Origin of the sequence: Streptomyces sp. ActVer, from assembly GCF_027270795.1 — a bacterium.
In the GTDB taxonomy this organism is placed as follows: domain Bacteria; phylum Actinomycetota; class Actinomycetes; order Streptomycetales; family Streptomycetaceae; genus Streptomyces; species Streptomyces umbrinus_A.
Genome location: NZ_JAPWHT010000901.1, coordinates 1 through 1272, shown reverse-complemented (window position 1 = coordinate 1272; position 1272 = coordinate 1). Strand labels below are relative to the sequence as shown.

At 75.2% G+C, this 1272-nt stretch carries 1 protein-coding gene; it reads right to left on the bottom strand.

All coding sequences use genetic code 11. From position 1 onward, the window contains the following. A partial coding sequence (locus O3Q52_RS53195; protein WP_269655562.1) for a kelch repeat-containing protein occupies positions 1-1066 on the bottom strand: 1066 nt, incomplete at its 3' end. Between the last annotated feature and the right edge of the window lie 206 nt (positions 1067-1272).

Genomic DNA, 1272 nt, shown 5'->3' with positions numbered 1-1272 from the left:
CCCGGCCGTCGGGCAGGGCGACGGCGGCGAACGCCCACCGGCCGGACGCGAGGCCCGCGGCAGGCGCCCAGATGTCGGCGTCGTCCTGGTCGGTGGTGTGGAGTGCCGCGCTGCGGTACCCGGCCTCGTCCCTGTCGCTCGCCGCCCCGCCGGCCACCAGCACCTGTCCGGGGCCGATGCGCACCGTCCGGTGGAAGGCCCGTCCGGACGGCATCTCCGTCACCGCCGTCCAGACACCGGTGGCCTGGTCGTACCGTTCCGCGCTCCGCTGACTGAACGGATCGTAGGGACCGGCGCCGGGCGAGCCCGGCGCGGTGCCGCCGGTGACCAGCACGGTGCTGTCGGAGACCCGGGTGGCCTGGTGACGGTGGCGGGCCCGGAGGAGGCTGCCGGTCGGCGTCCACCGGTCCTCCGGGTCGTACAACTCGCAGAAGGCGAGCGCGGGATCGTCGGCGGTGCCGACCGGAGCGACGCCGCCGACCACCAGCACGACGCCCCCCTCCAGCGGAACCGCGGTGTGTCCGGTCCGGGCGTCGGTCATGTCCTTGGCCGGGGACCACCTGCCGGTCGACGGGTCGTACCGTTCCGCCGAGCGCAGCGCGGTCGTGGTCCGGCCGGAGCGGACGGTGCTGCCCCCGGCGACCAGCACCGAGCCGTCCGGCAGCAGCGCGGCGCTGTGGCCCCAGCGGGGCGTGGCCATGCTGCCGGTCGCGGTCCAGGCATGTGTGCGCGGGTCGTACAGCTCGGCCGACCTGAGGCCGGTCCCGGACGCCGACGAGCCGCCCAGACCGCCGACGACGAGCACCTTGCCGTCGGCCAGCCGGGTGATCGTGTGCAGCTGCCGGGGTGTGCCGAGGGTGTCGACCGGCTGCCAGGCGTTGGCCGTCGGGTCGTACACGGCCGTCTTGTCCAGCGCTGCGGAGGCGGCGTCCGCGCCGCCGGTGACCAGGACGCTGTCGTCGTCGAGCAGTACGGCACCGTCGTGCTGCCCGTACCAGGCGGCGGGCGTGGGCAGGTCGTCGGCGGCCGTCCATGCCCCGGTGGCTGCCACGGTGGGAGTGGTCATGGTGTCGGGTCCTCCGTTGCGGCGATGGCCGTCGTTGTCCGGTCGGTTCGGGTTGCTGGGGCGGTCGCGGTCACGACCGTCAGGGCGATTGCCGTCGGCAGGGATGTGGTCGGCAGAGGTGGGGTCGTGTCGGTGCGGGGCGGGGTCATGGGATGAGCACCTCGCCGGTGTCGGCGGCCTGGACGGCGTCGAGGCTCTCGGCGGCC